Origin of the sequence: Cyclobacterium sp. (genome assembly GCF_014762705.1) — a bacterium.
In the GTDB taxonomy this organism is placed as follows: domain Bacteria; phylum Bacteroidota; class Bacteroidia; order Cytophagales; family Cyclobacteriaceae; genus Cyclobacterium.
The window spans coordinates 1-26,467 of sequence record NZ_JABURL010000027.1 but is presented as its reverse complement, the minus strand read 5'-3'; the positions used below and the strand labels follow the sequence as shown (position 1 = coordinate 26,467).

22 protein-coding genes are annotated in these 26,467 nt (G+C 41.7%); 10 read left to right on the top strand and 12 right to left on the bottom strand.

Going from position 1 to position 26,467, the window contains the following annotated elements; translation table 11 throughout:
- Window positions 1-48 precede the first annotated feature (48 nt).
- The 3 genes from HUJ21_RS04365 (at window position 49) to HUJ21_RS04355 (ending at window position 2,794) form a co-directional block, all read left to right on the top strand.
- Window positions 49-909 (top strand): GNAT family N-acetyltransferase, encoded by an 861-nt coding sequence (locus HUJ21_RS04365; RefSeq protein WP_291367663.1) that lies wholly within the window; start codon window positions 49-51, stop codon window positions 907-909.
- Between the two features lie 149 nt (window positions 910-1,058).
- Window positions 1,059-2,204, top strand: coding sequence for a DNA polymerase III subunit gamma/tau (locus tag HUJ21_RS04360; RefSeq protein ID WP_291367661.1), 1,146 nt, complete (start codon window positions 1,059-1,061; stop codon window positions 2,202-2,204).
- 116 nt (window positions 2,205-2,320) lie between these two features.
- On the top strand, window positions 2,321-2,794 hold the full coding sequence (locus HUJ21_RS04355; protein ID WP_291367660.1) for a hypothetical protein: 474 nt from the start codon (window positions 2,321-2,323) through the stop codon (window positions 2,792-2,794).
- Here the strand turns inward: HUJ21_RS04355 and HUJ21_RS04350 are convergent.
- The 5 genes from HUJ21_RS04350 to HUJ21_RS04330 form a co-directional block, all read right to left on the bottom strand.
- Window positions 2,791-3,774, bottom strand: coding sequence for a DUF3078 domain-containing protein (locus HUJ21_RS04350; RefSeq protein ID WP_291367658.1), 984 nt, complete (start codon window positions 3,772-3,774; stop codon window positions 2,791-2,793). The two genes, HUJ21_RS04355 and HUJ21_RS04350, sit on opposite strands and share 4 nt — an antisense overlap.
- A 44-nt stretch (window positions 3,775-3,818) precedes the next feature.
- Window positions 3,819-5,399: a LysM peptidoglycan-binding domain-containing protein gene (locus HUJ21_RS04345; protein WP_291367656.1), complete on the bottom strand. Its 1,581-nt coding sequence runs from the start codon at window positions 5,397-5,399 to the stop codon at window positions 3,819-3,821.
- A gap of 6 nt (window positions 5,400-5,405) precedes the next feature.
- Entirely contained in the window at window positions 5,406-6,044 is a 639-nt protein-coding gene (locus tag HUJ21_RS04340) for a class I SAM-dependent methyltransferase (RefSeq protein ID WP_166143462.1), read from the bottom strand.
- Window positions 6,044-7,276: a pitrilysin family protein gene (locus HUJ21_RS04335; protein ID WP_291367654.1), complete on the bottom strand. Its 1,233-nt coding sequence runs from the start codon at window positions 7,274-7,276 to the stop codon at window positions 6,044-6,046. The genes HUJ21_RS04340 and HUJ21_RS04335 overlap by 1 nt, the downstream gene beginning before the upstream one ends.
- A gap of 159 nt (window positions 7,277-7,435) precedes the next feature.
- Window positions 7,436-9,019 (bottom strand): PKD domain-containing protein, encoded by a 1,584-nt coding sequence (locus HUJ21_RS04330; protein ID WP_291367652.1) that lies wholly within the window; start codon window positions 9,017-9,019, stop codon window positions 7,436-7,438.
- Window positions 9,020-9,461: 442 nt separating this feature from the next.
- Between HUJ21_RS04330 and HUJ21_RS04325 the strand changes: the two genes are divergently transcribed.
- Window positions 9,462-9,674 (top strand): hypothetical protein, encoded by a 213-nt coding sequence (locus tag HUJ21_RS04325; protein WP_291367650.1) that lies wholly within the window; start codon window positions 9,462-9,464, stop codon window positions 9,672-9,674.
- 97 nt (window positions 9,675-9,771) lie between these two features.
- Here the strand turns inward: HUJ21_RS04325 and HUJ21_RS04320 are convergent, their stop codons facing one another.
- Together HUJ21_RS04320 and HUJ21_RS04315 are read right to left on the bottom strand one after the other, a co-directional pair.
- The gene (locus HUJ21_RS04320) at window positions 9,772-11,892 is read right to left on the bottom strand and encodes a choice-of-anchor J domain-containing protein (RefSeq protein ID WP_291367648.1); all 2,121 of its coding nucleotides are present in this window, start codon (window positions 11,890-11,892) and stop codon (window positions 9,772-9,774) included.
- A 34-nt stretch (window positions 11,893-11,926) separates the two neighbouring features.
- The gene (locus HUJ21_RS04315) at window positions 11,927-12,574 is read right to left on the bottom strand and encodes an ureidoglycolate lyase (protein ID WP_291367646.1); all 648 of its coding nucleotides are present in this window, start codon (window positions 12,572-12,574) and stop codon (window positions 11,927-11,929) included.
- 357 nt (window positions 12,575-12,931) lie between these two features.
- Between HUJ21_RS04315 and HUJ21_RS04310 the strand changes: the two genes are divergently transcribed.
- The 3 genes from HUJ21_RS04310 to HUJ21_RS04300 all read left to right on the top strand — a co-directional run bounded on the left by HUJ21_RS04310 (window position 12,932) and on the right by HUJ21_RS04300 (window position 14,789).
- On the top strand, window positions 12,932-13,531 hold the full coding sequence (locus HUJ21_RS04310; RefSeq protein ID WP_291367644.1) for a superoxide dismutase family protein: 600 nt from the start codon (window positions 12,932-12,934) through the stop codon (window positions 13,529-13,531).
- 371 nt (window positions 13,532-13,902) lie between these two features.
- Complete coding sequence (locus HUJ21_RS04305) at window positions 13,903-14,247, top strand: hypothetical protein (protein ID WP_291367642.1); 345 nt, start codon at window positions 13,903-13,905, stop codon at window positions 14,245-14,247.
- A 137-nt stretch (window positions 14,248-14,384) separates the two neighbouring features.
- Complete coding sequence (locus tag HUJ21_RS04300; protein ID WP_291367640.1) at window positions 14,385-14,789, top strand: STAS/SEC14 domain-containing protein; 405 nt, start codon at window positions 14,385-14,387, stop codon at window positions 14,787-14,789.
- Window positions 14,790-15,468: 679 nt separating this feature from the next.
- Here the strand turns inward: HUJ21_RS04300 and HUJ21_RS04295 are convergent.
- From HUJ21_RS04295 to HUJ21_RS04275, 5 genes are all read right to left on the bottom strand, one after another.
- On the bottom strand, window positions 15,469-16,713 hold the full coding sequence (locus HUJ21_RS04295) for a hypothetical protein (protein WP_291367638.1): 1,245 nt from the start codon (window positions 16,711-16,713) through the stop codon (window positions 15,469-15,471).
- A gap of 341 nt (window positions 16,714-17,054) precedes the next feature.
- A complete protein-coding gene (locus HUJ21_RS04290) occupies window positions 17,055-17,357 on the bottom strand; it encodes a transcriptional regulator (RefSeq protein ID WP_291367636.1) in 303 nt (100 codons plus the stop codon).
- Window positions 17,354-17,974, bottom strand: a complete 621-nt coding sequence (locus HUJ21_RS04285) for a hypothetical protein (protein ID WP_291367634.1) — start codon at window positions 17,972-17,974, stop codon at window positions 17,354-17,356. Before HUJ21_RS04285 ends, HUJ21_RS04290 begins: the two co-directional genes overlap by 4 nt.
- A gap of 278 nt (window positions 17,975-18,252) precedes the next feature.
- On the bottom strand, window positions 18,253-20,598 hold the full coding sequence (locus tag HUJ21_RS04280; protein WP_291367633.1) for a TonB-dependent receptor: 2,346 nt from the start codon (window positions 20,596-20,598) through the stop codon (window positions 18,253-18,255).
- A 438-nt stretch (window positions 20,599-21,036) separates the two neighbouring features.
- The gene (locus HUJ21_RS04275; RefSeq protein WP_291367631.1) at window positions 21,037-21,465 is read right to left on the bottom strand and encodes a response regulator; all 429 of its coding nucleotides are present in this window, start codon (window positions 21,463-21,465) and stop codon (window positions 21,037-21,039) included.
- A 498-nt stretch (window positions 21,466-21,963) separates the two neighbouring features.
- Between HUJ21_RS04275 and HUJ21_RS04270 the strand changes: the two genes are divergently transcribed.
- From HUJ21_RS04270 to HUJ21_RS04260, 3 genes are all read left to right on the top strand, one after another.
- Entirely contained in the window at window positions 21,964-22,320 is a 357-nt protein-coding gene (locus HUJ21_RS04270; protein ID WP_291367630.1) for a BlaI/MecI/CopY family transcriptional regulator, read from the top strand.
- A gap of 3 nt (window positions 22,321-22,323) precedes the next feature.
- Window positions 22,324-23,625 carry a M56 family metallopeptidase gene (locus HUJ21_RS04265; RefSeq protein ID WP_291367628.1) on the top strand — a complete coding sequence of 434 codons (1,302 nt, stop codon included), beginning with the start codon at window positions 22,324-22,326 and terminating at the stop codon, window positions 23,623-23,625.
- A gap of 948 nt (window positions 23,626-24,573) precedes the next feature.
- Window positions 24,574-26,166, top strand: coding sequence for a hypothetical protein (locus tag HUJ21_RS04260; protein WP_291367626.1), 1,593 nt, complete (start codon window positions 24,574-24,576; stop codon window positions 26,164-26,166).
- Window positions 26,167-26,467 lie beyond the last annotated feature (301 nt).

Sequence of the window (26,467 nt, the reverse complement as noted above, 5' to 3'; positions counted from 1 at the left end):
TTCCTGTTTACTGGTAAATATTACATCTTTGGAGGAATACCCAAGGCTATGGATTCGGAAATATACTTAAGGACCATGCAGCAAGAAGACCTGCCGGCTGTAATGGATTTAAAAACGGCAGAGGGCTGGAACCAAACCCAAACAGACTGGGAGCTGTTCCTTACCCACCATCCTGATCTTTGTCTTGTGGCGAGGTTGGAAGAAAAAACAGTGGGGACTGTGTCGGCTTTTGCTTTTGAAAACAAACTGGCATGGATAGGGATGATGCTCGTCCATCGACAATTCAGAAGGAAAGGGATCAGTAAAAGATTGATGCGGGAGGTGATTCACAGACTGAACTTCTGCCAAACCATCAAATTAGATGCAACCCCTGCAGGTCAGGCAGTGTATGAAAAATTGGGATTCAAAAAAGAATATTCACTTTTCAGGTGGATCAGAAAGACAGGTGGTGCTTTGACAAATAGTGACCTTTCCCCGTCGGTTTACAAGCTTGATTCTTCCGGTTTTAATGAAATCCTTCCCTTTGATGCTGCTGTTTTTGGAGCAGATAGGGAAGTAGTACTCAGACATATATGGACCTCATTTCCCGGGGGAGCATATTTATTCAGGGAGCAAGGGATTGTCAAAGGCTTTTTATTGAGCAGAAAAGGCAGTAACTACTTACAGCTTGGGCCACTGATAGCAGAAAACGAGGCCGTAGCCAGGGCACTTCTGCAACAGGCCATGATTCAGTGGGGGGGAAGGGAATTGGTGTTGGATATGGCTGCAAATAGACCAGAGATGAATGCTTGGTTGGAACAGGAAGGTTTTAGAATCCAAAGAGAATTGATAAGGATGTATTTACATACCAATTCTTCCGCCGGCATGCCAGAAAAATATTACCTGATTGCCGGACCAGAATTCGGATGAGTCATTCTTTTTTACACTAAGGTCAATGGATTTATAATCAGAATCCACTTTGATTTTAAAAGTCAAACTTTCAGCGTTTTAACCTTTTGTGAGAGGTAAAAAGGAGAGAGGAGCAGATTTAAGTTCAATTAATTTTATAAATTGCGGTGATGGAAAATTTTGTTGTTTCTGCCAGAAAGTACAGGCCCTCCGATTTTAAAAGCGTAGTGGGACAAAGTCATATTACCACCACCTTAAAAAATGCCATTAAAAACAACCACCTTGCTCAGGCTTTTTTGTTTTGTGGCCCAAGAGGAGTGGGAAAGACTACCTGTGCCAGGATACTGGCCAAAACCATTAACTGCGAATCCAGGCAGGACAGTGGGGAGGCCTGTAATACTTGCAGTTCTTGTGAGGCGTTTAATGCCAATAGTTCCTTTAATGTTCATGAACTTGATGCTGCGTCCAACAATTCCGTGGACGAAATCCGAAATTTGGTAGAGCAGGTCCGGTATGTGCCTCAAAAGGGCAAGTACAAAGTATACATCATTGATGAGGTGCACATGCTCAGCCCAGCGGCGTTTAATGCTTTTTTGAAGACCCTGGAGGAGCCACCCAAACATGCTATTTTTATATTGGCTACCACTGAAAAACACAAAATACTTCCTACGATTCTTTCCAGATGTCAGATTTTTGATTTTAACAGAATTCAGGTGCAGGATATCAGCCAACACCTGGCTTATATTGCAAAAGAAGAGGGTATCGACTATGAAGATGAAGCCTTAAGGCTGATAGCGTCCAAAGCCGATGGAGCTCTGAGGGATGCTTTGTCGATTTTTGATCTTATTGTCACTTTTTCTGCAGGTAATAAAGTGACCTATCAGGAAACTATCAATAACCTTCATGTTCTGGATTATGATTATTACTTTAAGGTGACAGATGCATTGCTGGAAGAAAGCATTTCCAAAGCCCTGTTGATTTTTGATGAAATTTTGAAGAAGGGATTCGATGGTCATAATTTTTTGGTAGGCCTGAGTGAGCATTTTCGGGAATTGATGGTTTGCAAAGACCCGGATACCGTACAATTGCTTGAGGTTTCGGAGACTGTAAAAAGCCGCTATACTGCTCAGGCAGCTAAAGCGCCGCTTTCTTTTCTTTTGTCGGCCCTGAACATTTGTAATCAGGCAGATATGGCTTATAAGAGCAGTAAAAACCAGCGGTTACATGTAGAATTGGTTTTGATGAAACTGGCCAAACTTCCTCATGCGATCAATCTTGCGGCTGTTTCTGATGCAGATTCAAAAAAAAAAGTATAGCAGCTGAAGGTAAGGGTGATAGAGATGAAACCAAACAGCAGCCTAAACCTTCAAGCTTAAGTGGTCAGGTCAACGAAGGATCGGTTGTAAAAAAGACCATTGCAATTCCCTCCAGTTTGTCCGCCGTCAGGAATCAAATAAAGGAGCGCCCATTGACGGGGCAGGTTGAAAAAGAAAAGGGAAAACAATCGGTATCAGCCGAAACTTCGGTTCAGCCTATACAAGAACTCACTGAGCAGGCAGTACAACAAATGTTGGAAGAGGTAAAGCATGCTTTTAGTGAAGATCATAAAAACATGGAGATGGCCCTATTGAAGCAGCCCTTTGAAGTCAGGGGATACCATGTAGTGTTTTTTCTGAGCAAAGGGATTCAGGAAGATCTTTTTTCCAAACTCAGGCCTGAACTCACTGGAATCCTGCGCAGAAAATTGCAACACCCGGAACTGGAAGTTAGTTTTGAAGTGAAAGAAGAGGCTATTGATCCTTCAAAAAACCTGTATACCTCCAGTGAGAAATTGAGTTTCCTTTTGAAAAAATCGCCAGCCTTAAAAGAACTTAAGAATCGTTTTGGCCTGGAAACTGATTTTTAGAAATCCAGGCCAATTCCGAAGTTAATGAGATTTTGTAGCTGAATGGCCCGGGAAGAGCTGCCATCATCCTGTTCTATAAAGACACTTTCGTCGTAGATGAGGATGGTTTCAATCCTGGTAGAAATGTATTTATTTACCTTGAGGCTGATGACCGAATTGAAATTGACAACCATGTTTCCAAGTTTTTCATAGTTGGAAAAGAGGTTGAGATCTGTTTTCCAGCGAATGTTTTCCATCAACTGAAAATCCGCCGTGGTGCCCATGGAAACACCGGCCTCTGGCCTGACTTTTTCTCCGGGAACAACACCAAATGCACCTGCCCTGCTTAGAGAATCATCCATTACAATGGTAAACCTGCCGGTAAAAGGAGAAAGAATGGTGGAGAATTTACCATCGTTTTCAAATGTCGTCTGGTAATTCAAACCAGTGGAGGATTGTACATATCCAGGACTCAAAAAGTCTGAGATTCTGTTTCGGCTTTCTCTTTCCGCACCTGAGGGCCGGAAGTACCGGTATCCTTCAAGCAGTTGGGTCCGGGCATCAATTTGGGTGGATAGGTAAACCTTTTCACTCAATTGTCGTCCGTATTTACTCGAAAAATTGAAATTGTCATTTGATTTCCGGGTAGGATAGGCCCTTCCTGTTTGTCGGTTTATGCCGTAATTGACCGATAATTTGGTATCCCAAATGATATTTTCTTTTTTGTAATTGGCAAAAAGCTGAACACCGGTATTCAAGGCAAAAGAACTTGCTCCCCCAGCTGCCCAATTGCTTAAACTTACCTGTTGCAGGCTTAAATTAAAATTTCCCCCATTTTTCCAGTAAACAGGAGGTGCTTCAGTGGTGAAAATCAAGGAATCACCCTGCATGACCAATGTATCCCCTCCAATGATGACCGTATCTGCTTTGGAAATATCCTGGGAGAAGCCGGCTCTTGTAATCAATAACAAAATCAAAAATAAAATAATCCTACCGGGCATGTTTGTCTTTAGCTATGGGGCAAATATACAGTCAATTCCTTTATTTATTTTCTGATTTCCAGTTTTTGTCCTACCGAAAGTAGGTTGTCAGGACCAATTTTATTCCAGTCTTTTAGTTCATCGACCGTTACATCATATTTTTTAGAAATGGCATAGAGGGTATCACCGGGTAAAACCTGATGAAACACCGGGCTTATCTCTTTTTCCGGCTCTCCCCTTTCGGGTACGACGATGTTCTTGTTGGCAGGTTTGTCAGGGACAATGACCTCCTGTTTTTCAATCCTGGATTTTGCGACTTGTTGTTGGGGCCTGGCGGGAACCAGTTTTACCCGTGAAATAGTTTCATTTCTTTTATAGTATTTTCTAAGGCGCAATACCATGCCAGGAAGCAGTTGCTTGTCTTTATAAATGCGGTTTTTGGCCATCAGGGAATGCAGTCGGATGCCATAAAGTTGAGCAATGCCCCAAAGCGTTTCGCCGGGTTGTACCACATGTTCGGCTACCTCAGCCTTGCTTTTTTTTCTTTTGGTGTAGTAATATTTCCCGCTCTGTACCGGGTCAGCAGGTTTGAGGTCATTTGACCGCCTCAACTTCCTTTCGCTAATGCCAGCTTGTTGTGCCAATTGGCTGAGGTTGCTGCCTGAGGCCAATATTCCCTTGATCCCATTTATCCGAATCTGACCAGCTTCGCCGGCCTTATTGATGTTTCCTGTTACCTGAGGGTATCCTCGGGCATTTTTTTTCATGGGAGAAAGCCCTTCATCCGTAGCTATGGGCGGATTACTGGCTAAAACAGGTCTTTCAGGTACGATACCGTTGAGAACGTAATTGACAACATAGGTCCGGTCTCCGGGTATCTTTCCCTTTGTTGTCCATTTGTTATACTCTTTTAGATGGCTTTCACTTACCCCAAGGGTTTTTGCTATCGCCTTCAGGTCAGTAGGGCCTCTTACGGGGTATTCGTGTAAGTACCCTCCGTCACTTACCATTTGGTTCAGTTGTTTTTCGTAGGCTATTTTATGCGCCAGGAATTTTTTCAGGTACCAGTAGGTGGACCTGTCAATGTCCATTGTTTGCTGTCCCCGGTACTTGTCATTATAGTAGCTTCTGGCACCCCCCAGGCCCATTTGGTAGGAAACCAGGGTAATGGCCCAGTTGTCGAGGTAGCTTTGGTGCTTTTTGAGGTAGGCGGCGGCACCTCTGCTAGAGGCTACTATGCTTTTTCTTTCATCAATCTCCTGGTCTACCCGCAGCATTACTTCTTCGGCTGTCGCTTTTTTAAATTGCCAGAAACCCACGGCATTTGATGTGGAAACGGCATCTGAAATCAGGCTGCTTTCCTGAATGACCAGATATTTAAAATCTTCGGGGACTCCTTCTTCCTGCAATACCCGTTCTACTACTGGAAGAAATAGATTGATCCTGTCCAATTTTACCTGGAAATGGGAAGGGCTCCTGTACTGGGCATCTACATCTTCCTGTATTTCCTTTTGGGCAGCAGCATTGAGCCGCAAAGTCATGCCTGCAAAATAAATGGTTTTGGGCACCTGAGGTACAACCTGACCTTGCAAAGCAGACCAGTCAAAAAATAAAATGATTAAACAACTAATGAATATCCTCATCATTTTTGCTTATAGCTTTCTTGCCAACATGATACCATCTCTGATAGGCAAAACGACATTTTCCACCCTTGGATCTTCCTGAACCCGCTTGTTAAAAGCCAGAATAGCAGCCGTATCTCTGTCCAGTTTTTTACGATTTTGAGCCAAAACTTTTCCCGACCAAAGGATGTTGTCCGCCAAAATCAATCCGCCAGGCTCCATATCCTGAACGACAAGATCGTAATAATTGACATAATTTCTTTTATCTGCATCAATAAAAACAAAATCAAAGGCCTGGTCCATTTCTGGTATCAATTCCAGGGCATTGCCAATACGGTAATCTATTTTAGAAGCCATACCTGATCTGGAAAAAAAATCCCTGACCATGGTTTCCAGTTCTTCATTGATATCCATGGTGACAATTTTACCTTCTTTCCCAAGCCCCCGGCCCATGCAAATGGTAGCATAACCGGTAAAAGTTCCTATCTCCAAAACCCGTTTTGCGCCGCTCAACTTTACCAGCATTTCAAGCAGTTTACCCTGCAGTGGGCCTGAAAGCATGCGGGGTTTTAGTACTTTCAGGTGTGTTTGCCGACTGATATGTCCGAGCAAATCATCTTCCTGAGCGCTATGTTGCAAGCAGTATGTAAATAAATCTTCATTGATCATCATGCTTTGGGTAAATAAGTGAGAAAACTGAATTTTTCATCATCATACACCTCGTTGGCAAGTTCTAGCAAGTCTTCTGCCGTACAGGAACGAATTTTAGAAAAAATATCTTCCAAAGATTCGATTCCGCCCTTATCCAGCAGGCTTTTGCCATATACCAGCATCAAACCGGAATAGTTTTCCTCAGCCATGGCCATTTGGCCTATGGTTTGTTCCTTTCCCATGTGCAGCTGCATGGTGCCCAATTTTTTTTCCCGGATTTTCTTGATTTCCCTGAGTACGATTCTCCTGGCCTTTGCGGCAGTTTTTTCTTCTGTTCCGTAATATATTCCAATAAATCCCGTATCGGTAAAGGGCTGGTAAATGGATTCAATACTATAGGCCAGGCCATGTTTTTCCCTCAGGGCCATATTCAACCTCGAATTCATGCTCGGCCCGCCCAGGATATTGTTTAGCAAAAATAATTTAATGCGTCTTTCATCAGTTAAGGATGGCGCAGGTTTGCCCAGGGCGCAGTGCACCTGGGTAATTTCTTTATAAAGGATATTGGTTTTTGGCTGGTAGCCGTTGGTGGATTTTCTTTCTGTAAAACTTTGCTTTGCCGGGATGTTTTCCAGCAAAGGCTCCAGTCTATTCAGGACTTTTTTGAAGCTGATGTTTCCTACTACAGAGCATACGATCCTGGAAGTAGCCATGTGCTTTTCCACAAAGGCTTTAAAATCCTCCTGACCAAAATTTCCGACGCTTTCTTCCGTTCCCAGAATATTGTACCCCAGGGAATGATCCGGGAACAATAATGCGTCAAATTCATCTTGCAGGGAATCTTCAGGCGAATCCCTGTACATGGCCATTTCCTCCAGTATAACCTGTCTTTCTTTGTCTATTTGTTTTGGTGGGAAGGTACTGTGAAAGGTAATGTCGCAAAGCAGGTCGGCGGCTTTGTCCCAATGCTGTTGAAGTACGGTGGCGTAAAAACAGATTTTTTCTTTAGTGGTATACGCATTTAACTCGCCTCCGACTGAGTCCAGGCGGTTGATGATGTGAAAGGCTTTTCTCTTTTTTGTGCCTTTAAAGGCCATATGTTCCCAGAAATGGGCCAATCCCTGCTGCTCATGGGTTTCATCCCTGCTGCCTATATCCAGTACAAACCCGCAGTGTACCAACCTGGTACTGTTGACTTCCTGATGAACAATTCTGATTCCGTTTGCTAATTCCTTGATCTGATATGGCATGCCTTGCTTTTCAAAACACAAAAATAACAGCAAAAATTGGGAAAGAAACCGGTAGGCCGAAAAAAGGGATCCCTTCTGCGATTTGATACGCTGCCAATAGTGAAGCTTAAACAGTAAATCCCCATTTGTTAACCCGATTCAGCCAAATTACCTCAAAATTCATCTAATGATTAACTTCAACCGTTGGATCATGTTTTCATAGTGGATTTCCAAAATCACCAAGCCTTTTGGTAAATTTTTCATTTTCTCCTTCAGGTCTATGGTGTTATTGTCCCATTCAATTTCCGTTGTAGTAGTCACGGTGGCAGAAATCAACCTGATTTTTAGCTTTTTTGAATCCGGAATAACCGGGCCCAAATAGTGTAACCAGAGTGCCTTGTCTTTGTAGGGGTTGGGATAGATTATCCAATCAGCTGCCTTTTGAGTCCTTTCAGAAACAATTGCAGAAACAGTCTCACTGTATTCACTGCTTCCGTCCAGGTTAAATTGCCGGATCCGGTAGTATAGCCTTTGCGCCTTAGCTTGCCGCAACTTGTCCTTAAAAGTATAATAGCTAATATTTTGGCTGTTTCCAACGCTATTGACTTCAGCAATGGGCTCAAAATTATTGATGTTCCCTAGGGATTTTTGAATTTCAAAATGACTTGAGGCTGTTTCTTTATAAGTGGACCAATCCAGGATGGCTTCAGACTGATCAGGACTTAATGAAACGCGCATCTTTCCCCAGGTGATGGGCAAGGCACCAAAATACAGCACTTCAAAGGTCCACTCCGTGAAACAGCCAAAACTATCCGTAACCGTGAGGAAATAGTCACCTGCAATAAGTTCACTGATGTTCTGCTGATCACTGGTAAAACCACCCGGTCCAGTCCAGGAAAAGGTATAATCTCCCGTACTGTTGATATCCAGGCTGATGGTCCCATCGGGGTTTTCATCATCGGTATGGTCTGTGACCGTACCTGTCAAATCGATTTCCTGAGGTACTTCTACAGATACATTATAGGAATTTTGGGTGCCATTGGCATCCGTGACCGTAAGCTCCGCTGTGCCGGATTCGTTATATTCAACGGTGGGGTCAGCGAGGGTGGAACTACTGATCGTGGCATTGGTAAAGCTCCAGCTATAGTTGTAGGCTACCCTTCCGCCATTGGTGGTACTTGTGAAGTATACCGTACTCGTCCCATTTTCCGGACAATCGTAGGCGTATTCAAACTGCACAGCCAGCGGCGCATTCACCACTATATCCGAAGTAAACTGACATTGGGCGGTAGGGTAGTCGTTACAAATATAACTTGATGAAAGATCAGCTGATCCACTTGTTGTCCATGCCAGGAGTGAATTGCTTAAAATTACTTCTTCTCCACAGACCCAATTTAAGGGGAATGCAGATAGGGTCAGGGTGTCCGCTATGGTTTTGGCAGGGGGAATATTGCCAAAATAATAATTTAGAAACATGGTACTATCGCCCACCGATAGGTCAGCAAATAAGCGCCCATTGCTGACTTCACTACCTGAACTTGTTTTATAAACAAAGGAAATATAAGTGGTTTGCTCAACTCCCGGGGTACAAGTCAGCAAATCACTGGTTATGGGTTTTCCATCTACATCACTGAGGTAGACCGATTCCACAGTATAATTACTGGAGGAACAGGATTTTCCGCAAGTTCTGAGATCAAGTAAGTGCCCCTGGTTCTGGGCAAAACTTTCTAGCGCTTCACCCAATACCAGGCATGTCAACAACATTATTTTTATGACAAAACCCATTTTTAATCAGTCGAAAATTTTATACTATCCCATTTATATATTTTTTCATGAACAGTAAAGTAAATATACAAAATTAAATTCTAAACATACGTAAATTACAGAAATGATGGCTAATTTAATTGTTGTAGGTTTACCAAGAGATTTAACTATTTTATTTTGAAATATCATCTTTTCATTGACCTGAATAAAAGGCAGGCAAAAATTTTTTAAATTTTTTTCAGAATTTTTTTGAGTCCAAATACAGTTTACGTAAAACGATTTACATTTATCATTTTTTGTAATCAAAATTGCTATAAACTGCTGATTTTCATGATTATTAGAGGTTTGGAAAAATGTTATTTTTGCCTCAACTTAGCCTTCAGATAGGTGTTGTTAGGATAAAAAACCTGTTGAATTGTTAAATTTTTAACTTTTATATGTTATGAAAAATCAATCAAAATTAATTTTGGCCAATTTGTTTGCTTTGGTCTCTGTGTTGGTGATTCTCACCGTTTCGCAGCTATTGAATGTGAGCCTGGCTTTGGGTTCCGGAGCGGTATTTCCCCAGATGTTGTTATTGGTAGTCCCTCAGTTGGGATTCGGATATTTTCTTTGGAAATCTTTTCATGTAGAAAGGGCAAAAGCTTTGTCCTGATTTTTTTGTTTTATTTGTTGGTTCAGACCGGCCATTTGTGAGAAGCATGAGTGGCCGGTCTTTTTACAGGACAGCGGATCAATTTCCTGAGTTTTGCTTACCTGACTATTATTTTTTTATAGATGTTCCTGGACTCTTCTCTTGTGATATGTAAAAGGTAAAGCCCTCTTGGGAGCATGGAAACATCAAAAGTAATCATTCCGTCCTGGCCGGACCGGGTTTGGATGATTTTTCCCATTGGATTGATTAAACTTACCTGGTGCTTTTGTTCTTTAAGCCGGACAAATAGCGTTTGATTTACCGGATTGGGATATATGCTGATGCCGCTGGTATTTATTTCTTCCGGAAGTCCCAAAATCAGGTTGTTCGCCAGGTTCTTTTTCAGGTCTAGCCGTATTTTTACCGGCAGGTGGTCTGAGGTATTGTTCAGGAAGTTTGCTATGCCATCCTCCGGCACTACTATTCTTGCAGACTGGGAAAGATAACTTTCAGCCAATTCATTGCTGAGGATGATGTGGTCAATGATATTGTCCGATAAAATGTAAGACCTTAAACCCGCCTGTGTCAGAACCAGGGTAGCCGGGAAATAATTTTCCTTGTCAAGCATAAAACGGATAAATGAAGTTTCGGAGCCGGATACGGTGAAGGCATTGGTATCGGCTATTGTTTTATCGAGGTCATCATTCAAATCTCCAAGGATAAGGAGGGCTTCGGTTCCGTAATACTGATCCAGGGAATCCTTTAATACTGTTGCGTCAAATTTCCTCATGGCATACCTTGGATTAGCAGCACTTTCCCCACCTCCATTGGATCGGGCATGGAGATTGACCAGGGACAAGGTTTGCTGGATCCCACCCACCCGGGTTTCTGCTTCCATTAGAAATGGAAGTCTGCCACTGGCCCAAAAGCGATTTGGTTCAGCAGGGTAGTGCCCGATGTCTTCGGAAGTAACACCTTGAAGCAGAACCCTGGAGGTAATAGGGATTACGGTGGACGTTTTATAGAGAAAAGCCAGTTTTTGCGCTGCGTCAAAATCCGATGCTCCATAGGAAGCGGCGGGGGAAATCTCGGCTTCATAGCCTTCCAGTGAAGCTACCAGTTTTTGGAATTGATCCAGATTGGTTATTTCTTGCAGGGCATAAATGTCAGCATCCATGGCCCTGATTAATTGGCTGACATTTTCCAATTGCCTCCCGGGATCCTCCGGCCCCTGGTAGGGGAGGTCCGAGCCAAACCAGGCGATGTTCCAGGTAACAATATCCAATGTTTCTTCCTGATTTATGGTAGATCCGGAAAGGAATGAGACCTGTTGGATACTATCTGCGAATGAGAAGGAGACCGGTCCATGAAAGGCTCCTTCCGTTTGGGGTTCGAACCGAATCCATAAAGTATTGTTCCGGACCGCTTCCTCGGCGGTATAGGAAAGTTGCTGGGAAAATCCGTTTTGCGTTTTGGAAATGCCAAAACCCTCATTTACCCGAATGGTCAATTCTCCTGTAGGGTCTGATAACAAAAACTCAAAACTTTTAAGGTCAGTGCCGGATTGACCTGCTTGCACCGTCTCAAAATGCATGTAGGCAGTGTTTTCCAGGTTGGTATTGAGAAAGGGGGCCGGAGGTTGGTCTGCATTGGTGATGGTCCAGTCGTCTATAGTCCAACGGGCGGCTCCTTTTTCCGGAGAAGAGAAATACACGAGGGCAAGTCTAATCATCTTTGACTTATAACTGGCCAGATTGATTTTTCCGGAATGCGTCCAGTGATCCCCTCTCGCAAAGCGGTCGCCCAGGGCTGTCCAGGTGCCAGCATTGGGGTCCCCCTCCTCATAATCTGTGGAAATAAAAAGTTGGGGACGAGGCCCGTCAAATGCTACCCTGCTATAAAAAGAAAGTAATGGAAACTGGAAATGGCTTAAGTCGTAAACCGGGCTGATCAGCCAACTTTCATTTTCTTCTGCTTTTCCAGCGTAGCCGTTGATTTGTAAGGCATATGAAATTCCATTATCCGTTTGAATGGCTTTATGACCATAAGTGGTACAGGTCCAGGTTTGGTTGCCTGTCAGCCCGTATACGGCCCAACCCGGCGGGAGGCCTTTCGTGCAGCTCCGGTTAAAATTTTCCTGTATGGTATTGGAGTTAGGGGTTGGTATGGCAGGGACTTCACGAAGATTTGAAAATGTGATTTTGCCCAAAAAGACCAGAAAGAAATACAGCAGATACATGTCTCATAAAGATTGGCTTATGACAACCCCGGATTTACCGTTTCAAAGGAATACTGAGTAGGACCCCAAATTCGTTGGGGAAATGGACGCTGACCCTGGCATGAACAGCACCCTGTTCATCATAAAACCTGGCCTTTTTCTCTAGAGGTATTATGGCTTCATGCCATACATTTGGATGGATGTATAAGCCCAATCCATTCTCAACCCGAAAGGCTTTGAAATCCCCTGGAGTAACCGAATCCCCTGGCAAAGCGAGTGGTGAAATGAAGGTTTTTCCTTCCAAAGGAAAAAACAGCTGACCACCATCCGGATGATAGTTGGCGTGCCAAAGCATCACCCGTTCAGGTTCTTCTGTGCCTGAGGCACTTGCTTTTTCAGGTGCCTTGCTCCATCCAAAGAGGTACTCGGAATTTACAGCATGGTTTTTCCCTTTGAAAAAATCTCCTTCCCAGTAAAAATCAAAGTCACCTGATACTGTTCCTGCCTCATCTCCTGTGTCTTCGTCTACCACCCGGGTACCAGAAGCAGGCCAGCGGACAATCTCAATGGGATAGTTTAAATATTCCTCTTTCCTGACAAGTTTTCCATATCCCTGCAGGGATTTTTCTGTTGCTTGAATTACAGGAACCTCAACATGTTTTATTCCTGCAGGTATTTTGGGGTGCTGATAATCTAATAGCATGATAATGTAACAGTTGACTGTGAATGGTACTATCAAAAATATGGGATAAAATTGGATAATAAAGAAAATCGGTTTTTCTTTTCTGTATTTTTAACCTCGTCCAATTAATAAATGCCAATTATTTCAAATTGACAAAATGTTTCAAAAAACAGGCTGATACCAGCAAATATGGCGAGGTTGAAAACTGGTCGGGTGGAATAATTTGTCAAAATAAAACGATTGATCCTGGCAAGGGTGCTTCAACCTGATCCAATTGTCAAGATTTTTTGCTGTTTTTTTAAAGAATATAGAGTCTAATTAAGACTTGGCACATTTTTTTCGGGGATTAGCGTATCAACAAAATTAAATGCTTTAATTATGTTAAAACATCTGAATTACATATTACTTGTAGGAATTGCATCAATTTCCTTCGCTTGTGGATCTGGAAGTACCAATTCCAACGAAGAGACGATTGAAGAAGTGGAAATTATGGACAGTGAAAACAATACTGAATCTATGGAGCTTCAGTCTGCAGTGGCTGTGATTTCCGGAGCTAGTGGAAGCAATGTCAGCGGGTCAGCAACCTTTACTGAATTGGAGAATGGTAAGGTTCGCCTGGTAATCCAGGTAGAAAATCTTTCAGAAGGAGAGCATGCCCTTCACCTTCATGAAAATGGAGATTGCAGTGCTGCAGATGCCACCTCGGCAGGTGGACACTGGAATCCAACTGATGACCCTCACGGAAAGCGTGGAGAAGATGAATACCATAGTGGTGATATTGACAATATGGTCGTTGGAGAAGATGGTGTAGGTGCTGTCGAAATGGAAGTTGAAGGCTGGACTATTGGGGATGGCGGAAGCAGTGATATCCTCAACAAAGCAGTGATCATTCACGCTGATGCGGATGACTTCACCTCTCAACCTTCTGGCGCAGCTGGTTCAAGAGTAGCTTGTGGAGTGATCCAGGCTGGATCTTGATCTTTAAGATTTATTGACAAAATGATGCGTATTGTTTTGTCGGGAATATTTATGTACTACCATGCAAAGGAGCATCATGTGAATGGTGCTCTTTTTTTATTTATGGAGCTCAGATCTGAAATGTAGCGCAAACCTTGACAGCCCGCTGGTTAATTGCAATGGGTGTTTAAAGATTATTCGGTAATGATATTATAAATTTATTATTTTAACTATTCCCATCGGATTTCATCCCTAAACAACCATATTTGTTGGCAAGCACAAGGAAAAATGATACATTTACAGGATTCAAATAATTATTTTCCCTGTAAGGATTGATTAACCGTACAATTAAACAAATTACAAGGCTTCCTAAATATTCCATCGGTATACTTTTGGGATTGTTGGTTGTCTTGTATGCAGGCTCATCCAGGCAAGGTATTTCCCTGGGAGAGCATAATAGGGCCCTGACCAAAGTCAGTCAGATAGGTGACAGTCCCTTTCTTTTCCCTGGCCCCTATGGTAACGATCCATTGCCCATGGGGGAAGAAGATTCAAGAGAAATTACCGATGAAAAAAAATGGGAGGATTCTCATGGATTTGATCTGTTTCAGTCCCTGGGGAAGAGTGGAAATAATCTCCATTGGCTTTTCTTAAATCAATTGGAGATTAAATATTTCAATCGGAGCCACGTTTTGCTTTTTGTGCTTCACCATTCCTGGAGAAGTTATCTTTCCTGATTTTTCGGCCTTCCCGGCTTTATTACGAGTTTAACCTTTAATAAATGTGCTTCACTTTTTTTGTCATATAAGTGGAGGGTAAATAAACCAAAGGATATTTACATCAATCATAAAATCAAATACAGAAAACCCAAACCATGTTAACAATATTAGGTCCAACTGAGGGAAAAATTATCGCCGTCAAAATAATGGAAAACATCACCCATGAAGATTATTCAAAGCTCTTGCCCTTGCTAAACCACAAAATAACTTCTAATGGGGAGGCTTTTTTTTACATGGAGATGGAGGAATTTGATCTGGAAGCTTTTCAATCATTTTGGGAGGAAATGAAATTCGATACCAGCCATTTCTGTAATTTCAGTAGAATAGCCCTGGTAGGAAATGGCGATTGGGAAATACCCAGGATGGATATTGTGACAAAATTTGGCTTCAGGGAGGTCAGGTATTATGCCCCATCAGAAAAATTAAAGGCCCTGTCCTGGTTATCTGATCAAGTTGAGATGGAGGAGCCTTCCAAAAACAGAAAAGTTTTGGGAAATTGATGTTCCCATTTGGCTAGGGTAGGTTAGGTCCTATTTTAAAATAGGATTATTTTTTTCAATTTACAGCCTTTGTCACCCTTATAAATGTTTGCTTCAAAAGGTGACCGCTATTGGAATTGAATAGCTGTTCCGTAAAAGGGGCGGCATTGCAAAAATCCTGCTTACAAAGCTTTTCCAAAATTTTCCTGAGGAAGTGTTAATTCCTCATACAATGAGTTAACCTTCAAAGCAAAGTACTGGAATGGTCTTAAGGGAATAGTCTGATGCTGACCCATTCTCTTCTTCGATGGTCAGTACCAGATCGCTGACCTCCTGTATGGGGACCTGCTAAATGCGGCTACCTTCAATACCTGCAAAGGTTTGTACCAGTTCAAGGAATAACTTGCGTTCTATTTCAAAGGGAAGTTCCTTCTTCGTTTCACAGGCCCCAAAAGCCATTTACCCAAAAAGGCAGGAGGTACGGGTGCAAAAACCGTATTTACATGGCTTGATTAACAAATGATTAATCTCAGGCAGGTTAATTTTTTAATATATAATAATTTCTTTTGAATAATTGATATTGGTTTCTATTTGAGGTGATTGTAGGTTTATTTCTCCTGGCATAGTTGGGGAAGAATACGTAAATCAAAATACAAATTTTTCCCTTTTATATCAACTATCTCTTTAAACACAGTTTTTATCAGCCAAACCCAAATAACCAGGGGAAAAGAAAGGTGACGATTATGCTCCAGATAAAATATACCGGAATGTAAATGCCAATCGCTTTCCCTACTTGTGTTATTTGTCCCTGTCTGGCAATGACCCGGTAAAGGTGGAAAGTAACCATCAGCAGGTGGATTAAAATCAACACATTGCCGCCCAGGACAGCTGCCCTGTTTGGGGTAATGCCCCACTCAGAAATCCGGAATAGGATGGCGGAAAGTGCGATGCCATTGACAATTAAGGTAAGTAGGGATAATATCAAGAGTACCCAGATTTCCCTTTTGTGTTTTGTGCTGGCAGCAATTTCGGAGACCGAAAAAAAGATGATGGCCATTACACCGATTAAAAGGCCATTGAAAATCAATAGGAACTCCCTGTCATTGTAGGGGTCTTTTCCTGAATAAATCATGGTTAGCAAATATATCAGCAACATTACCAATACCAATGGGGAGAAAATTTTGGCGATCACAGGAGACACCTTTCCCACGAGTTGAGGGTTGGTTTGGGTCAGGTAAGTGCCGGCAATGGGTGCTGCACAGAGTCCGAAAATACCAATATAATTAAAATAAAAAGTCTCAATTTGGATACCGATGGTGGTAAAAAGACCGATGGTAAGTGCTGTTAAAAGTCCCCCCGTCATCAGGATCAGCGCAGTCATGATGATCGTGTCGCCATTATACTTTAGGTATTCAAGCCATTTTCCGGGATTACTTGCCCTCCTGCCTTTGAATGCCCAACCCAAAATCACCCAAAGGAAAAGAAGCATATGGATACTGGATAGGAGCAGGGTGTCGCTATCCGGCAAATCGGGAAATAGATTGATAAAAACCAGACCCAGGATGATGCCCAAGGCAAGGGGTAAAATTTTACCTGTGGGCAGTTGGTTTTTTCGGATAAAATAGGCTGTCAATGCCGGGAAAATAATAAAACCGATATTTCTGGCATAGAAATAATCTTCTTCAATTTGAAGTAAAGCGGGTAATTTGGCGATAAGGCCAGCTATTGCCCAGAGAATGAACAGGAAAAACAGGTCCTTACTTGTGCCCCATTCAAATCCCTCAGTGGAGTAATTTAATCGTTCATTCCAATATTCCGCTAAGGGACTTTCCTTGATTTGCGGGTAAACGGAAATGAATGCCTCTTTAAATGCGGTTTTATTGGACCGATACAGTTTTTCGAGCTCCCTGGGATCATTGCGCTTTTCGATGATTGCCTTTTTCATATGATTCATGTTTTTATAATAGTTTTTTATTTGCCACTACTTGCCTGCACCATAGGCCGGGATAGCCTGAACCTGCCTGCCCCGAACCGATTTCGGGGATTTTTTTTTTGGAAGAATCCCGGATGCCTGATCATCCCACCGTATGTTGCTTGCTTTATGCCCGGTTTCATCCGTTATTTGAAGTGCTTTTTTATACTGAAGAACACATTCAAGCAGGAGGTGTGATTTAAAAGAACTTTGTAATTCAAAGTAATTATACGCAGTTTAATCATTCAATTTTGTTTCTGGTTGTCATTGAAATTTTTTTGTTTTTACCTTATACCGGTTTGAAGCGGGTTTAATTATTCGGAAATTCCTTTTATCAGATTTTCCAATGCTTCCAAATGTCCGTCAAAGGCGATTTTGCCTGCATTGGTCATAAAATATTTTGTATTGGGTTTTCGGCCTACAAAGGATTTTTTTATACCAATAAACTTTTCCTTTTCAAGCGCTTTCAGATGGCTTGCCAGGTTACCGTCAGTAAGCTCAAGAAATTCCTTCAGGGAATTGAAATCTACCTGATCATTTACGGCCAGAGAGGACATGATACCGAGCCGTATTCGGCTTTCAAACGCTTTATGTAAACCATCTATTGATATTTTCACCTTTCGTACTTGTTGTGCATATAAATCCCGTAAATGATGTGTGCCAGGCCAAATCCCATTGCCCAAAGGATGATCGCATAGCTTATAAGCCAGATGCTGATCAGTCCCAGGCCTAACTGAACAAGGCCCAAAATCTTCACTTCTTTGTAAGTAAAGGTACCGGCATTGTACAAAGCCAAACCATAAAATATCAGGGTGAAAGGTGCGAGTAAGCCAAGAAGACCATTGGTTAGCAGAAATATAAGTATTACTGCTCCGCTGAGCAGGGGAACAGCCATATTGGTCAATAAGCGTCTGGCCGTAGCATTCCATGCCTTCTCGCCTCTTTGTATCGCTCTCCTGTAAGAAAAAAATATGGCAGTTCCGGATGCCATAAGCAGTACGACAAGTGCCAGAATAATCAATTGGACCAGCTGCGCGCTGCCGGAATTTACTGTAGCATCGCTTATCGTTACCGGATTAAAATGAAAGACTTTAGCCGCGACTAAGGCTCCGATCAGCGCATAAGTTCCTGCCAATATGCCTGCCCAACCGGAAAGCGACATGAATTTGGAGGAACGTTCCATCATGGAGCGGATCTCGGCTATATCGCGTATATGATCCAAATTATTTTTCATTTAAAAGTACTTTTTATTTCAAAGTTAAATCAAATCCAACAATCCTGCAAGAGTTGGATAAAAAATTATTGATGGGGGCCTCCAAATACGGAGAATCTTATGTTACCTGACGGGTAATAAATACAGGAATATTGTTTCAGGCAGTTTCAACACAATGCCTGCTGTTTTTTAGCCATTCATATATTATTCCGTTTCAAATACTACATATTCCCTTACTGCTGAAGTCTTCCGGTTCCGGTTATGAAGTGTAGTCCTATCGACTGACCTCTTTTTATTATTTAAAACTCTACCCGGTAACTGATCAAGGGAATTAAAGGTGCCTGATACGCTGTTTTGATGGTTCCATCCATGGGCTCAAAATAGGTTCCGAATATGTTTTTTCGGTTGGTGACATTTTGAACATCAAGGGCCAGGGTGCTGGTTGATTTAGGGCGGTTCCATTTGAGACTAACCCGAAGGTCTGTTCTGAAATAGGCTGGATTTTGCTCTTCGAAAGCTTTTCCCTCCTCAAAAACCGTTTCTCTCCGGGCTATTGATTTTTCCAGGTTAATAGGAGTGGTCCGTAATCCTCCGCCATAGATGCTTTTAATGTTCACTCCTAAAATCCGGTTTTTCTTCCAATTAAATGCTTTACCTGCAGTCAGGGTAAGGTTTGCATTTCCATTGTACCGTGTATTTCTCCACTTATTTTCCTGGGTTTTGTAAAGTGAATTGTAAAGCGAAGTCGACAATAAAAAATAGAGGTTTTTGTGGGTAAACTGCTCAAGGGTAAACTCTGCACCATAATTTCTCCCAAATCCTTCGTTGACCAATGGATCTGTCACAAAAGACCATTGTTGGTTGATAATCGCATAAGTCTCATTGATACCAGGCTTGATTGGAATATCGGACAGGTACTGGTAATAGCCCTCGACCTTAAATCGGAGATAGGGACTTAGCTGTCGGTCATAACCCAGCACGAAATGATGGGATTTGCTCAAACCAAGGTTTTCATTGGGTTTGATGATCTGCCCGTTTTCCTCCAATTCGGCAAAATAAGACCCCAAAGGTTGAACCTGGCTATGCAATCCATATCCAAGATTTAATCGCTGCATTTCATCCAATGCATAAGTTGCACTTAGTCTCGGCTCAATGGAATTCGAATGATTCAAAAGGAGTTGCAGGTAATGCATTCCTACATTTAAAGTCAATTTCTTTGTGGCCTTGAAATTAAGTTGGGAGAAAGCCTGAACACTTTGCGTGCTTCCTTCAGAGTCAATGGCAATTTCAATTTGATCCAAGTCTTTGTTATAGCCGTTCTCATGCAGATTGTAGAATAAATGGTTGACATATATACCGCTCCTTAAATTGGATCGGGAGGAAAGTTTGGCATTCCATACACTGCTGTAGGTGACTTTAGAGTTGCTGAATTTTTCATACGTCCAGTCCTGATTATGATACTGATCGTTGAGCCGGTTTACCTCATCGCCTATAGTATTTCCTGAAGCCAATACGGTGGTTTGGAGAAAATTCGATTTGTTGATCATGTAGGTATGTTTAATGCCTACTGCTCCGGTATGTGAAAAGTAGGTTGAACTGTAGCGGTCGTTTTCTCCAGTCCAATCCAGGGAGTCCTCCGAAGCATGGTTGTTTTGATCGCTCAAACCTCCAAATCCAAAGAGGGTGAAGCTGCTTTTTTCACCTGCCGGGAGGTGAAAATTGAAGGATAAATCCTGAAAATTGGTCACGAAGTCTCCTAGAGGAACACCCATTTCAGACAAAAATGAAAGTGTTGAATAGCGGTAATTGATCAAATAGGAGCCTTTATAGTTATTGCCAATCGGACCTTCAGCGGCGATATTCGTCCCTAGAAAACCCGCCTGGAAAGTAAATTCACGCTTTTCGTTATTTCCTTTCCTCAAACTGAGGTCAAAAACCCCGGATATCGCGTTCCCATACTCTGCAGGAAATGCACCCGTGAGAAAATCAGAATTGGTGAGCAACTGAGAACTTAAGATTGAAATCCCGCCACCTGAGGAGCCCGGATTGACAAAGTGGTTAGGGTTGGGAATATCAATTCCTTCCATTCTCCAAAGCAACCCATTCGGGCTATTGCCGCGGATAGAAATGTTATTGTTGCCATCATCTGTGCCAACCACCCCCGAAAAGGAAGTTGCCATCCGGCCCGGATCGTTGACGGCAGCAGCAAATTTCCTGGTTTCTTCTACTGAAAAAGTCCTTCCGCTTACCCCAACCATATCGTTGACGGTCCGGTCTTTTTCAGTGGCGATCACCAGGACTTCTTGCATTTGTTTAAAGTCTTCCTCAATCGGAATGTTTAAAACCAGCTCTTTTCCGGAATTTACAATGACGTTTGGAAGGATAATTTCTTCATACCCTACAAAACTTACCCTCAAAATGTGGGTACCAACCGGCACCTGTTGAATTTTAAATTCTCCGTCCAAATCAGTAGTGGTTCCCATCAGCGGATTAGTATTGAGCAGCACGACAGTAGCACCAGGCAAAGGGGTTTTACTGACCAGATCAACCACTCTGCCTCTTACTGTTTGGGTTAATGTCTGAGCATCAAGTGGATTAGCCACTAAAAAGCAGGCCAAAGCAAAAATTTTAGAAAATGTATTCATACCATTAATTTGTCTTTTGATTAAAGACAGCTAAATGGATGTTTACCCTTATCGCGGTTGTAAAATTTGTTTTAGTGATGGGGGATTTTGCCTGAAAGACCAAAGTTCAGCATTAAATTACCTTCGAAGCTGGTTACCGTTTTTTTTAACCTGGCTTTCGCAAATGTCTTGTCAAGGCTTGAATGAAGGGAGGATTTAAAGTAGCTTCCAGGCATAAAAATAGCCATGTGAAGCTTTTTGTAATGCTGGGGTCGCTAAAAAAAACAACTGATTATCCGGGTTTAGACTTATCCGAACCTTAAGGGCCTGACAGGTAAACTGAGCTGAATAAATACCCTTTGAGCTGGTTTTTCCAGATCGGATAAAGGTATTTTGGATACAGGCAAAATCTGAAGGTTTTTGCCCGGATTACTTTGTAATACTGTCTGAATACTATTTTTATTCATTGGCAAGTGTGGATAATTGTAGCCAAAATTCTTCGATTTTTAAAATGGCTTCTAAAAAATCAGCCATATTTAGTGGTTTTTTCACATAACTGTTGGTGTGGTATTCATAAGCCAGATTAATGTCTTTTTCGTGCGCTGAGGTGGTGAGCATGATTACAGGGATCTTTTTGAGTTTAGGGTCCGATTTGATGTGTTCTAACACCTCATGCCCATTGAGGATGGGCATATTGATATCCAGCAATATCAGGTCTGGCTTTTTTGCCTGGCTGTAATTTTCGTTTTGATACAGAAAGTCCAGGGCCTCCTGTCCGTTTCTTGCCACGCTTACTTCAGTTTTGATTTTACTTTCTTCGAAGGCCTCCAGGGTTAGCAGGATGTCCCCTTCATTGTCTTCCACCAATAGGATGTGGGCAGGTCTCATAGGGATTATAGGTTAAATTATGTTCCGTTCAAATGGCTTTTTTCGGTAAAAGGAGGCGCCTTAAATTGGATCGAGATGTTTCCAAAACCATACTCCTTATAAATTCCATTTAATGATTTTTGTAAACCATATCGATAAACAATCATTAATTGGACATCTAAAAGATAAGGGAATTTTTTGATTTTGCTTTTGCCCAGGACCAATTTCTGTATGCTGATGTAGTCGCATTATCCATGGCAGTCAGTCACTTAACTTTCCCAACCAGGTTATTTTACTTAAGGATTTTCTGAATGGAAATCAGAAATAGAACGGTAAACTACCTCGTCCTAAAGAAATATGGTAGTAAACCAACCAGCGCCTTTGTGAATAGGTTTTTACGAAGTAAGGCATCTGGGCTTTGGATTAAGAATAAATAATTAGTGAAATAACTGATTAACCAATTGTAAAATTGGTTAATCAGGAGTATATTTGTTTTATCAGTTTAAAAAAGTACCGCAAATGGATAAACTCACAAAGAAGGAAGAAGAGGTCATGAAAATCCTCTGGAAATTGAAGAAAGCCTTTGTAAAGGACATTTTGGCAGAAATTCCTGACCCAAAACCACCATACAATACCATTTCTTCTTTGGTAAGGATTTTACAGGAAAAAGGAATTGTGGGGTTTAAACAATATGGCAACACCTACGAATACTTCCCCCTGCTCTCAAAAGAAGCCTACAGGAAGCGATACATGAAAGAAATTATCAGCGATTATTTCGACAATTCTTTTTCCAAAGCAGTGGCATCTTTCATGGAAGAGGAGAAACTAGATAAGGAGGAAATTGAAGCGATTATCAAACTCATTAAATCAAAATGACCCATGGAAGCCATCCTTTACTACCTGCTTAAAGTATCAATATCCACGGTTGTTTTCTTTTGCACCTATCATTTTTTGTTAAAAAGGATCAAGCAATTCGTTTTTAACCGCATTTATTTGGCCGGGTCATTTTTAGTTGGTTTTATCATTCCCCTGATCACCTTTCAATCCACCTCTTATTTCTCTGGCACAACCACTTATTTTTCAGGGAATGGTAGTACAGGGTTTTTGCCTGCGGAGACAAATGTAGCTTCATATGTCAGCGGAATGGAAATTACAGGCTTATTATTTTTTTTGTACCTCTGTGGGCTGGCATTTTGTATGGCTAAGTTGATTTTTGGTTTTGTTAAGGCTGCCAGAATAAGAAAAAGCTGTACAGAAAAAATGGTCTCTGGCAGGAAAGTTTGGATAGCGCAGGAAAAAGACCTGGCTTTTACTTTTATGGACAATATTATAATAGGAAAAAATTTACTCCATCACCCGTCTTTGGAAATGATTTTGAACCATGAGGCTGTTCATTCCCGGGAACGGCATTGCTTCGATATAGTCCTGGCCGAATTGCTTTTGATCCTACAGTGGTTCAACCCCATTGCCAGATTTCATGCCCAGGCCATCAGAAATAACCTGGAATTCCGGGCAGATGACAGGGTGATCAGAGAATCAGATAAACAGGAATACCAGTTTACCATGCTGTCCATGGCCCTGAATCGGATCAATTCTCAGCTATTTACCGCAATTAACTCAAGTAACCTTCAAAAACGAATCATCATGATGAATACAAAAAATAAAAACCGGTATTCCAGCCTGACAAGGTTGGCCATTGTGCCCGTATTTGCCCTTTTGCTGGTATCCCTTTCGGCGAAAAAAACGGTAAGGATCAGCGAAAGCGGGTCGGATCTTGACCCATCAATTGAGCTAATGCAGGAAAGACCATCGGACCCTATCCATTCCAACAGCGAGATAATTAGGTTTTTTACAGAGAACTTAAAATATCCAACGGAGGCACGGAAAGCCGTTCTTACCGGAACCGCACGTATTTATGCCAGGGTCAATCCTCATGGCCACATCAGTGAAGTCCTGGATGTTAGGCCCGAAGAGGATTATTTGGAATTTGATGAAATAGTCATTATTGGATATGCAGATAATGGTGCTGAGGAACTCAAAAAGACAAAATCCTATAGCCATCCAAGCCTTTTGGCAGAGGGCAGAAGGGTAGTAGAATCCATACCAAGATTGGAAATTGCCGATCTTCAGGGTAAAATGGTCCAGTTTAATTTTAAATTCGATATACAAAAAACGAATTGAAATCGTATATACTTCATCTAAGCAATCCTACAATCCTATGGGCTTTAAAGTGCCCAGTTTGGCTTGAATTTTGGGTGAAGCCAGTTCTGGCTTATCCCTATGAACCAACCAACAATAGGAAAGTAAAGTGGATGAAGTTCATTATCCTTCTGCAAAGGCTCAAATTTAAGTCAGGGTATTATTGAGTACATTTAAACTTCATCTCTTTTATAAACCAGAGTTCGACTGAATTTCGTTAAAAAGCCTTCATTCCGAGAATTAACTTTTTTAAACGCAGAAATCGGGATGATGGTGTTGGTTTTTATCATGTTGATTTTCAGCGGATTAATAAACACGTCATCGGTAAATAGGCAAATCTAAGGTTCCAAGGGGGGAGGGAGATTTTTTACGAAAACTGAAAATCACCTGTAACTCCAAACTTTTCCAAAGTTCTAAACTTTGGAAAAGTTAAGCCCAGATTTCCAAATCGATCGCAACCAAAATCCCCCTTTTTAAGGGGGTAAGGGAGATTTTTTCGATTACATCTTAAATACCAATTCGTTATATGTTACTTAATATACCGTGGCAGGGCATTGCTGTCATAGCGAAAATTTACTTTTTAAAAAACGCAGAAATCAGGATGACGACACTGTGATTTCAACACGATGATTTACAGGTATTTAAAAAAAACGTAATTGGTAAGCTTAGAGAGAGTTTATTGCGGTGAAAGCCGTGGGAATCTCTGGCCAAACGAGACCGCCACACCCTTTCCCAGCTCCTATATCCATGACAAAGGGTTCGCAATGACGATTCAATTGGTATTTATTGACGATCTAAATTCGAACTCATCAGGGTATAAAGTGAAAATATAAGGATGAGATTTACCCAAAAAAAACTCCATCTTTTATAGTTGAGACAATTATTTTTTTATTTAAATTTGTCGGGATTTTTAACTTTTAATAAATTTTTATGTATTCCTATTTTAAAAGATTCTTTCATTTATTGTTGTTAGGTGCTGTTCTGTTTTTTTCTTGCAGTGAAGAGACATCCCCCCCAGTCCCGGTTAGCACTAAAGTTACCTTTTCAATTGACTTATTGGAATTTGATGCTGCAAATAGCAGGCTAACCAATACAAGAATTGAAAATATCTCAACCATTTCTCTTACTATAGGCAGTGAGCAGCAAGAGGATATTAAGTTTGAAAAGGCTGTTGATAAGCCAGTTGATAATGGTACGGCTTTGGAGGTCGAAGGCATCGAACTTTTCCCTGGAGAATATTATTTATCAGAATTATTGATCAAGGATAATGAGGGTTTAGTCCTTTATGCTACTCCTCTTAAGGGTTCAACACTTGAAAAGGACTTTTCCAATACATTGCCTTTTTACTTTACCATTTCCGAAGGTACGCAACGCATCGAAGACATAAAGGTATTGAATACTTTGGGATGGATACCTGAGGATTTTGGGTTAACCGGAATTGAGCTTGCTTTTAAGGAGGGTCCGGATTGCGATGGAGGGGTTTTTGAAGGAAACGTTTCATTTACTAGTCAGGACGAAATCAATGAATTTGCAAGCCTCTGCTACACGGAAATAAATGGTGATTTAAGAATTAGCATTTTCGATCGGCCTCTCGATTTGACACCGTTAAGTTCTCTGAGGGCCATTGAAGGCACTTTGTATATTTGGGGAGCAGAGTACCTTCCGGGAAATGGGAACACCTTAGTATCACTGGAGGGCTTGCACAATGTCACACAGGTGGGGGTTATTTCCTTTAAATATTTGCATGATGTCCAATCTCTGGAGGGGTTGAGAGGGCTCAAAGAGGTTGAATTGCTATACATGAACGATGTTGCCAAAGTACGAAACCTTAAGGGGTTGGAAAATCTTGAAAAATGTCGTTTGTTAAGAGTCGACGACTTTAGCAGCATAGTCAACCTGGAAGGCCTGTCAGCCCTTTCCCAATTGGATTTCCTGCAACTCACTAAATTACCTGAACTGACCTCTTTTCAGGGAGCAAGCTCTCTGTCACATATTGGGTCTCTTCAACTCTTCCGTCTTGATAAATTAACAAGTTTAGCGGGAAGCTTTAATCCTGTGCCGCTCGAAATTAATACTCTTTCTTTAAACAGCATTCCCCTGAAAGATTTAAAAGGTCTTTTTTCTGAAGACCTAAGGATAAAGGGCGGGCTTGGGATAGTCCGTTTGGACCAAATTGAGAGCCTGGAGGGACTATTTTTTACTGAAGAAATAGAAGTGGTGAATATTTCCTTTAATGACAAGCTAAGGGATATCAACGGATTATCTGGCATCAAGACAATTAAAAATATGATGGAAATCAGTGGTAATGAGTTATTGAAAAGTCTCGATGGACTGGAATCGTTGGAGAGCATTTCCGGCACTGCAGCCACAGCCCTTAAGGTAACAAATAATCCAGAGCTGACAGATCTTTGCGGCGTAAAGCCTTTATTGGAAAAGAAGCCCGACCTTGGTGTAGTGATAGGTGAAAATGGATTCAACCCTTTGCCCGCTCAAATAGCTGGGGGAAATTGTTCGATGAATTGAACTTGAAATAGCCAATAGGCATTCTACGGCAGGGCGGACGAATATTGCAGACTGATTGCCTGGGAAAATACGTCAATGGCTTCAGTTTTACTTGATTTCCTGTCATTGCTTGAATCAGGAATAAATTGTCTCCAACAAACTGCAGCACCCTCCCGAAAAGAAAATCGGCACAGGATCGGTTTTTTTTCGCCCTATCCCTAACCGCTTTTTTATTATAGGTGGTCTTATTTCCAGTTTTCTTTCGAGGGTATAACTTTTAAGAAACAGTTTTAATGACCTCATCGGCAGGCTTAGAGGGGGG